The 8,990-nt window shown below is 69.1% G+C and carries 8 protein-coding genes and 2 pseudogenes; 9 read left to right on the top strand and 1 reads right to left on the bottom strand.

What is annotated here, in order from left to right:
* Window positions 1-132: 132 nt before the first annotated feature.
* From AC13HU_RS24115 to AC13HU_RS24075, 9 genes and pseudogenes are all read left to right on the top strand, one after another.
* A pseudogene (locus tag AC13HU_RS24115) lies at window positions 133-651 on the top strand (IS701 family transposase); the annotation flags it as partial.
* Window positions 652-700: 49 nt separating this feature from the next.
* Window positions 701-1,009, top strand: coding sequence for a transposase (locus AC13HU_RS24110; protein ID WP_483044031.1), 309 nt, complete (start codon window positions 701-703; stop codon window positions 1,007-1,009).
* Window positions 1,006-1,923, top strand: coding sequence for an IS3 family transposase (locus AC13HU_RS24105; protein ID WP_483044030.1), 918 nt, complete (start codon window positions 1,006-1,008; stop codon window positions 1,921-1,923). Before AC13HU_RS24110 ends, AC13HU_RS24105 begins: the two co-directional genes overlap by 4 nt.
* Before the next feature lie 30 nt (window positions 1,924-1,953).
* A pseudogene (locus tag AC13HU_RS24100) lies at window positions 1,954-2,427 on the top strand (IS701 family transposase); the annotation flags it as partial.
* Window positions 2,428-3,784: 1,357 nt separating this feature from the next.
* Entirely contained in the window at window positions 3,785-4,849 is a 1,065-nt protein-coding gene (locus AC13HU_RS24095; protein WP_483044029.1) for a KOW domain-containing RNA-binding protein, read from the top strand.
* Window positions 4,850-5,086: 237 nt separating this feature from the next.
* Window positions 5,087-5,920 (top strand): hypothetical protein, encoded by an 834-nt coding sequence (locus AC13HU_RS24090; protein ID WP_483044028.1) that lies wholly within the window; start codon window positions 5,087-5,089, stop codon window positions 5,918-5,920.
* 176 nt (window positions 5,921-6,096) lie between these two features.
* On the top strand, window positions 6,097-6,951 hold the full coding sequence (locus AC13HU_RS24085; RefSeq protein ID WP_483044027.1) for a hypothetical protein: 855 nt from the start codon (window positions 6,097-6,099) through the stop codon (window positions 6,949-6,951).
* A gap of 288 nt (window positions 6,952-7,239) precedes the next feature.
* On the top strand, window positions 7,240-8,043 hold the full coding sequence (locus tag AC13HU_RS24080; RefSeq protein WP_483044026.1) for a nucleoside 2-deoxyribosyltransferase domain-containing protein: 804 nt from the start codon (window positions 7,240-7,242) through the stop codon (window positions 8,041-8,043).
* A 55-nt stretch (window positions 8,044-8,098) separates the two neighbouring features.
* Complete coding sequence (locus AC13HU_RS24075; RefSeq protein ID WP_483044025.1) at window positions 8,099-8,311, top strand: hypothetical protein; 213 nt, start codon at window positions 8,099-8,101, stop codon at window positions 8,309-8,311.
* Window positions 8,312-8,400: 89 nt separating this feature from the next.
* Here the strand turns inward: AC13HU_RS24075 and AC13HU_RS24070 are convergent.
* A partial coding sequence (locus tag AC13HU_RS24070) for a bifunctional DNA primase/polymerase (RefSeq protein WP_483044024.1) occupies window positions 8,401-8,990 on the bottom strand: 590 nt, incomplete at its 5' end.

The following is an 8,990-nucleotide window of genomic DNA, read 5'->3' as shown; positions in this document are numbered from 1 at the left end:
CATTCTCGGCCCGCAACTCGGCGTTCTCGCTCCTGAGCTGCGCCACGTCCCGCTGCAGATCCACGATCACGCGCACGAGGTCCTCGTACGACGGCTGACGCTTCGCGAGTCCCACGGACAGACCAACACCACTCCGACTGGGACGAGAACGCGGTCCGCGACGATGTGCGGGACTTCGTCGTGGAGACCATCGGTGCCAAGGACGCGGTGCTGATCGGCGACGACACCGGCTTCCTGAAGAAGGGCACCAAGTCCGCCGGCGTCCAGCGTCAGTACACCGGCACAGCCGGCCGCACGGAGAACAGTCAGATCGGAACATTTCTGGCCTACGCCTCCGCCAGGGGGCGGGCGTTGATCGACCGCGAGCTCTACATCCCCGTCTCCTGGACGGATGACCGTGACCGCTGCCGCGCGGCCGGGATCGATGACGAGGTCCCCTTCGCGACCAAGAACGAGCACTTCAAGTGGATGCTGCAACGCGCCATCGACGCGGGTGTCCCGTTCGCGTGGGTCACCGCTGACGAGGCATACGGGCAGGTCAAGCACCTGCGAGTGTGGCTGGAGGAACGTCGGGTCGCGCACGTGCTGGCCACGAAGGTCAACGACACTGTGATCACCACGCACGGGGCGGTGAGGTTCCCCCGAGATGCGGAGTTTGTTGACAGGGGGTCAGATGGTTCTCATGAGAGGAGCATCGATCATGGCTGCACCCCGGAAATACTCGTTGGAGTTGCGTGAGCGCGCGGTGCGGATGTATCGCACTACCGAGCCGAGACCCCAGATCAAGAAGCTGGCCGTCGACCTCGGTGTGCATCCCGAGGCCCTGCGCGGCTGGATCCGCCAGGCCGAGGCCGACGCAGGCGAGCGCGACGACCGCCTCACCACCGACGAACGCGCCGAGCTGACGGCCCTGCGCAAGGAGAACGCCCAGCTCAAGCGGGCCAATGATGTCCTGCGGACGGCCTCGGCGTTTTTCGCGGCGCAACTCGACCCGACCCGGCCCAGGTGACGGCGCTCGTTGACGAGCATCCCCGTCTGGGAGTCGAGTGCGTACTTCGGGAACTCCACATCCCCTCCGCCACCTACTACCGTTGGCGCCGCACCGAGAAGGAGCCCTGCGAACGCAAGCGTCGCGATGTCGAGCTGACCGAGCGGATCAAGGAGATCCACGCCGACTCCGCCGGCGTCTACGGCTCGCCGCGCGTGCACGCCGTCCTCAAACGCGAAGGCACCAGGGTGGGCCGCAAGCGGGTCGAACGCCTGATGCGCGAGGCCGATCTCGCGGGCGTGAGCCCGCGCCGCAAGGGCTTCACGCGCCGGGATCCGAAGGCCACGCTCGCCCCGGACCTGGTCGAGCGCGACTTCACCGCACCCGCACCGAACCGGCTGTGGGTCACCGACCTCACGATGATCGCCACCCAGGAGGGGCCCCTGTGGCTCTCCGCGATCCGCGACGCCTTCTCCCGCCGGGTCGTCGCCTGGGAGACCTCCGCCCACGCCGACGCCGACCTCGTCCTGTCCTCCCTCGAGTACGCGCTCGCCAGCCGGGAGATCGCCCCCGGCGAGCTCGTGCACCATGCCGACCACGGCTGCCAATACACGAGTATCAAGCTGACAACACGCCTGGTCAGAGCAGGTATCCAGGCGTCTATGGGGTCCGTCGGCGACTCGTTCGACAACGCCCTGGCGGAGAACCTGTGGAGCGTCGTCAAGACCGAGTGCATTCGCGGACGCACCTTCCCTACCAGGGCTGAGGCCAACCTGGCGCTCTTCGAGTACATCGACGGCTTCTACAACAGCCGACGCATCCAAAAACGCCTCGGCTACCTCAGCCCGATCGAGTTCGAAGAGAAGCACTACGCCGACCAGGCAGCGGCCGAATCGGTGAACCTGAAACCACGTCAACCCGCCCTGACCAGCTAGTCAGCCACCCCCGCACAGCGGGGGAACCTCACGGACGCGCGGGTGGACCAGTTGGTTGCCGCGCTGCCCCGCCAGCGGTGGAAACGGATCTCCGGCGGGGCCGGCGCGCACGGTGAGCGGATCTACGACTGGGCGCGTGTCGCGATCCGCCCGTACTGGGAGAACGGCTTCGGGCACTGGGTGCTGGCCCGACGCAGCGTCAACGACCCGAGCGAGATCGCCTACTACGTCTGCTACGGCCCCGTCGCCTCCCGACTGAAAGACCTGGTCAAAGTGGCTGCCGCGAGGTGGGCGGTGGAGGAGTGCTTCCAGACCGCGAAGGGAGAGTGCGGTCTGGACCACTACCAGGTGCGGCTCTACCGGGCCTGGTACCGCCACATCACCCTGGCCATGGCCGCCCTCGCCTACCTGACCGCCGTCCGCGCCGCAGAAGCCGCAAAAGGGGCACTCTCGACGACGAGCAAGACCTCATACCCCTCAGCGTCCCGGAGATCCGCCGGTTGATGGGCCACGTCGTCGTCACGCGCCACTGCCACAGCAACGAGCACCATCTGCACTGGTCACGCTTCCGACGACGCAGCCAGGCCCGAGCCCGCCGATCCCACTACAAACGCCGAGGCCACATTCTCCAGATGCGGTTGCAGTATTAACCGACGCCCAGGGCCCGGAGCTGCTGGTCGAGATGGCGGCCGTCGAGGCTGCGTACCGCTCCCCGGCCGAAGCTGCTCTACAGCATGTCCGAGGCAAGGTCCCCGTACGGGTCGTCATCCCCCGCCTCTGGCAGGTCCGGCCAGGTGGCGTGCTCCAGATGGCTTAGCCGTACGGGGAAGCGGTGCCCATGCACAATCAAATCAAGGCGTTCGGGTGGAAGCGGCACCTCGACGGGTGGGGAAGGATGCTGTCGGCGGAATTACATAGTCCGTGTAATCCAGGAGGCGACTTGTTCGGCGTCATCCTCAAGGTCGCCCCGAAGCACAGGCGGTGGACCTTCCGGACTGGACGTTCCCTGGCACGTCTGCCTCCACCATGACGCCCAGGCGTACAGCAGCGCAAGGAACAGCTCCACCGGTGCATCTTCCTCCTCGCTGGACATGGTGAGGAGGACTCCGGCGCGGTTGTCCACGTCGCCGAAGGTGGGCCGCAGCCCAACCCGGCATGTCCGCGAGTCGACGAGTGCGCCAGCGGTATTCACCGGACCCAATCGCATCATGAGCCTGTCCACGACGAGGTCCGGCGCCTCGTCCGCGCGCACCCATGCTGCTGCCGCCCTAGGTGTATGAGACCAGAGATCGAACCTAGCGTCCTGATCCTCATCGATCGCGGCGGTATCGACGGCGATGGGGAACTGGGTCAGCAGCCCTGGCTCGCCCCATCCCGAAGCCGGCCCGGGATCGTGGCAGCTCAGGTGAAAGGCCGGCTCTCCTGGCCCGGCAGCTTCTATGCGAACGTCCACCCGAGCGACACCATCCCAGAGCAGACCGTCGTGATCGCCCAACTTCGCTCCACCCGCCCTCCCGTAGCCGACTCACCCTGGCGGTCCCGCCACGCTGGCGCACTTCGCCGCCCTACACGCGGCAAGCCGCGACAGCCGGGAAACAATACGCCCTGCGTAGTTGAGTCAGACATCTCGGAACGTCGTCCAAGTATGTTCAATCTGGGCGAGCACGCGCAGCTCAACGGCGAATCCTCCGTACGTGGTTCCCCGGAGGCTGTGGATGGCTCAGGGCACGCTGCGGTAGCCTCCTCGCCCCGGCTGCGGTCGGACTCGCAGATGCGGAGTAACCCGCCCCGGCGGCGCCGAAGTCACCGGGAAGGAACCCGGGCCGGGGAGTTGGTCGGGGTGATGAGGAGGTCGGAACTGGTGGCGGCGGACGATGCCTGGAACGACGCCGTCCGGCACGCCACTGCGGCGGCCGCGGCCGGGCCCGGCGGGATGGACGAGTCGTGCTGGGACGATGTGGCGATGCGCAACATCGTTGCCATCGTGCTCTACGCCCTGCACCGTCGTGACCATCAGCCGGTCGCCACGATTGCCTGGCCGTCGGTGCTGTGGCAGCTGTACGACGACGAGAGGGTGACCGACCTGGTCACCACCGTCATGCCGCTGGCCGGGCACGACCTGTCATCGAAGGCGTCGCCGGGTGATCCGGTCGCCGAGTGCTGGCAGTGGCTGACACGGACATGGGATCCTCACCCTGCGCCTCCCGAGCGCCGGTGGGACGGCATGAGCCGGGGAATCGGTGGCATGCCCGATCCTGCCCTGGAGGTGTGCACGCTCTGGGCGGCGGGCGTCGTCGAGCGGGCGATCATCGCCGGGAGCGGCGGGTATCGCACCCACGATCGGGTAGAGGTCACGTCCGGACCGTTCGAAGGGCAACGCGGCTATGTACGCGAGATCGGTTGGGACTTCAACGGCAAGACCCAGCGGCCCGACGGGCCGGCCGGGTACGTGGTCGATCTCGACGACATCGAGGGAACCGAGGACATCGACGCCGACCAGGTAGCGGCCTGCGCCGATCTGCGATGGGCGCACCGTCCCGAAGGGACCCTCAAGGCCGGCCCTCCACCGGGCCTGAATGCTCCGCCGACGCCGGCCAAGACCTGCGAGGAGGACTTGCGTGACCTCTTCGACCGGGCCGTCAACCCGCAGATCGTGCCGCAGACACTGCGCCGCGCCATCGCTGGAGGCTTCCACCACTTCCACCTCCAGTACGACTGGAAGGCCACCCCCAGCCCACAACGGTTCACCTGGCTCGTCGTGCAGCACTGGTACCAGCTGACCGAGCACTACGCCGACGACCAGCGCGCCGAGCTGTACGAGATCATCATCACCCGACACCTGCACGACGACGAACCAGCCCACTACCTTGCGCTGAACACGCACGACCTTCCCGCCCTGATCGCGCGCTGGACCACCGGCACCTGAACGCCGCGCCGCGCTCACCCCCTGTGCGCTACCTTGGGCGTGCGGCGCAGGACATGCACGCGTCGAGACCGCCGGGCGACGCGCCCACGCCGTACGGCCCGGCACTGGTCGAAGGCTCGCCGGATATGGTCCGGCACCCGGACCGGCGTCCGGCGAGGGCCCATGGTGCATCGCCCTTGCCGACGCGGACTCGGGGCGGGACAGCGTGGGTGCCCGCCTGTAGGGAGCCGTCCAGCCATGACCAAGCGTGGAAGCAACGACCGTAAGGCGAAGGCCCGCCGCATCGCTCGCGAACACGGAGTTCCGGTGTCCGCGGCGCACGCCATCCTGCTTCAAGCCAAAGACCGCACTGCGCCCCCGCCGTCTGACGACGCCACCATGGACTCCCGTCCGGACGACGTCGCGCACGATCTACGGATCCGCCGCGCAGCCTCCGACGGCGCCGCGGAAGTCCTGGATGGACGAGCCGCGGAATGGGCACTGTGGTGGGAGAGGAATGGCAGTCTGACGGCCGGGTGCTCGTGCGGTTGGGTCAACCCCCACGCCGGGCCGCGGTTCCCGGACTTGACCGACCCCTACGGTGCGGAAGCACCCGAACAGAAGCACTGGCGCTGGTACCACCTGGAGGCATGGTCCGATCACGCCGCCGACGCAGAAGGAGATCCGTCCTCGGCCGAGGAAGCCCAGGATCCGCAGATCTCGATCAACGATCTGGCCATCCTGGTGATCTCCGACCTTCGACTGCTCCTGCATCATGCCCAGGACGATCCCGAGCAGGTGGTGGCCGCCTACGAGACGGTGGAGAAGCTTTTGAGCACCGCGCGTATTCGTGTCGCCCGCGATCGAGCCCGCCCCACGCAGAGCCAGATGGCCGCCAGGCAACCATCACCGGCGGAACCCGCGGCGGTCGAGGGGATTCCGGTCAGCATCGAGGTGCTGCTGCGACGCACCGATTCAGGGCGGAGCGGCGGGTACTGGGAACTGCTCGCCGTCGAACGTGCCTCCGCTGAGCTGCGCCGTCTGGTCCTGCACGAACCTGACCGTCCCGCGGCCGGCGTCGTGCCTGCGTGACCCGCGTCGACCGTACGAGTCCCGATGCCCCGGACAGCCTTTGACTGGGCTGCCGGGGCATCCCGGGCTGTACAGATGCCGTCCCGTCCAGCTGCGGTCCGCTCCCTCCACGGACTGTGTCGGTCACATCACTGATAGCGTCTGCTCACGTTCATCGACAGCAACGAGGGGGAGACGTGGGCGAGTTCGGGCCCGACCTGATGGGCGGCCTTCCGCCGGGAATAGCCGAGCGGACAGGCCGGATGAGCGCCATGGCTCTGCGCGGCATCATCGCATTGGCCGACAAGGAACCGGACACGCTTGCGGCGCTCGTAGAGCGGATCGGCACGTGGGACGACGACCCCGGCCGTATCCCCTACCCGCTGCCTCGATACGAGTACCCGACTCAGGAGGCCCTCAGGATCTCAGGCGACGTCGCCACGACGATCGCGCAGAAGCACGGTCCTCTGCTCAACAAGGAGGTGACCGAAGGCGCCGCCCAGCTCATCGAGCAGTTCGCCCCGGTCGAATACCGGGCGGCCGCGCTGGCCAAACTGAAGGCATTCCTGGCAGGAACCCCCATAGAAATCTCCGGCGGCGAAGAGAGCGGCGCCATTGATTTCATCATTGCTGCCGCTGAGGCCGCATGGCTGATCGGCGGGGCCGACGGGCGCATAGGGATGCAGCATTCCCTACGCCTGGCGCTGTTGAAACAAGTCCGCCTCTCCGAGAGCATGGCGATCGGTGCCCCGGAGCGCGAACAGGTCACTGACGTCAGCGACGCCGACGCGCTCGCCCTGCTCGCCGACCTGTACGGCCAGAGCTACGCCCACGTCATCCCCGGCCCGGCCAAGCGCGGCCCATGGGAATGGGACATGCTCGCCATCCTCAAGACGCACCTGCTCGACACCCCCGCGGCCGCAACCACCCCTGAGCAGCGCGAACAGCTCAAGGCGAAACTACTCGCCCTCCTGGTGGTGACCACGGCGAAGCAGATGCCGCCGGTTCCGCCCCAGCGAAAGCCCAAGCGGAAACCGAAGCGGAAGCGGTAGCAGGCCGGCATGGTGGTCAACCGCGGGGCGGGAGCTCGGCGATCGGCCCCAGGACCTCATCGCCACCGGGCAGGAAGACGACGTTCGAGATGCTCCACATCTCGTACCACTGCGCCACACGTAGGACAGTTGGGCTGCGGGCGCTGGGTTCTGGGGTTTCGACGACGGGTGGATCGGGAGCGAATACGGTGAGTTCCGAGCACCGCTGTCCGCCGTCGGCGCAGCGTACGAACGGTGTCAGGCGGCTTGCCGACACTGGGACAGCACCGATGATCTGAAGGACAATCCGTGCCCATAGCCGTTCCCGCAGCCGGCGACGTCCAGCCCGTCTTCGCGGGCGAGGAACCCCCCGACATCTACGTGGCCGGCATCTACCTCGCGGGCCCCACTCCGCGGACCGCCGAGGTCCCGTCATGGCGTCCGGCGGCCCTCCGTGAGATCACCCGCCAGTGGCGGCAGCCGGGCACCCTGGTCGTGTTCATCCCCGAAGCCCGGGACGGTGCGCGCGACAGCGACTACACCGGGCAGCTCGGCTGGGAGCGCGTCAACCGGGATCGTGCCGACGAGATTCTGTACTGGGTGCCGCGCGAGATGGAGGCGCTGCCGGGCCTGTCCACCAACGTCGAGTTCGGGGAGGACATGGACAGCGGCCGGGCCGTCCTGGGGTGCCCCGAGCACGCCGTGCACGTCCGTCTCCTTCAGACGCTCGCCGACGAACTGAAGGCGCCTGTCGCGGACACGTTGGCCAAGACGGTCTCGCTCGCCCTGGACCGTATCGGCCCCGGCGCCGCCCGCATGGGGGGACAGCGCGACGTGCCGCTGCTGCTGTGGCGCACCCCCAGCTTCCGCGCGTGGCTCGCCACAGCGGGAGTTCGCCGGTCAGCTTGGTGCGCCGCCACAGCGGGCCCTGGTCGATGGGCGGGGTGGTCACCGACCAGGTGCCCGGCTCGATGCACACGCTCATCCCGTCCGGGCGGCCCAGGTCGAGCCAGGTCGCCTGCTCGTCGTCGGGGTCGGGGGCGATCCGCAGGTGGACGGGCTGTTCCTCGGCGTCCAGGGCGAGGGCGTCCATGGAGGCGATCGCGTCGGTGAGGCAGCCCTGGGACGGGGCCCGGCCGGTGCGCATCACGTAGGCGCGGTTGAGGAGTTGGCGCAGGGAGCCGGTGCCGCCGAAGCCGCCCTTGGCGCGCAGCGGGCGGGCGATCGGCGGCCCGGCGACGGGGACGGCGTACGCGGTCTGGTCGTGGCGCACCAGCTGGTACTCGTCGATACCCAGGTGCAGCAGGATGTCGGCCTGCGAGAACTTCGGCCCGCGCTCGGTGTTCCGCTGCTGCTCGGGCGCCGCGCCCGCCGCGTCTAGCTCCCCCGCTTCGGCGGCCGGCGCCGACGGGGCGGGCCGGGGTTCGGTCGCCGGGACGGGCAGCGGCACACGGGTGCTGAGGGGGTGGTTCATGGCCGTGCTCCCGGGCTCGGGATGGTGCGCGGCGAGCGCATGCCCGCCTGAAGTGCGCGGCGGAGGGTGGAGCGGGCTTTGGCCTCGCCGGGGTCGACCCCGGCGGTCGCGGCGGCGTCGGTGAGCGCCTGGTGGACCGCGTCGTGCTCCAGCAGACCGGCCCCGACCAGCTGACCGAGCCGGAAACCCGAGCGGTTGAGCTGGTCGTTGCGGCCGGCGCGGGCCGACGCCACGGCATCGAGTTCACCGCGCAGCGCCACCGCGGCGTACACCGCCGCGTCCCGCGGCCCGCGCTCCCGGGCGGGACGGGGAAGCCGGACCCGGCGGGGCGGACCGGTGGCCGCGTTGCGGTGGCGCAGTCCGACGCGGTCCAGCTCCAGCGCGACCCACCGCGGCAGCCGGACCGGCACCGTCTGCGGCCCGACCACCTCGTAGCGGCCGGCCGCGGTGACGGTGCCGGGCGCGACCGCGGTGGACCAGCCGGCCCGCACGTCGACCTGCCAGCCGAGCCGGCCCGCGCCCTGTACGTACCGGCTCGTGTCCCCGGCGCGGTACCACAGGTGGATCCCGCCGGACGGGGTCCGCA

It is taken from the genome of Streptomyces sp. NH27 (assembly GCF_056859195.1).
Note: the sequence above shows the minus strand (reverse complement) of the source record. Positions and strands in the feature narration are given on the sequence as shown.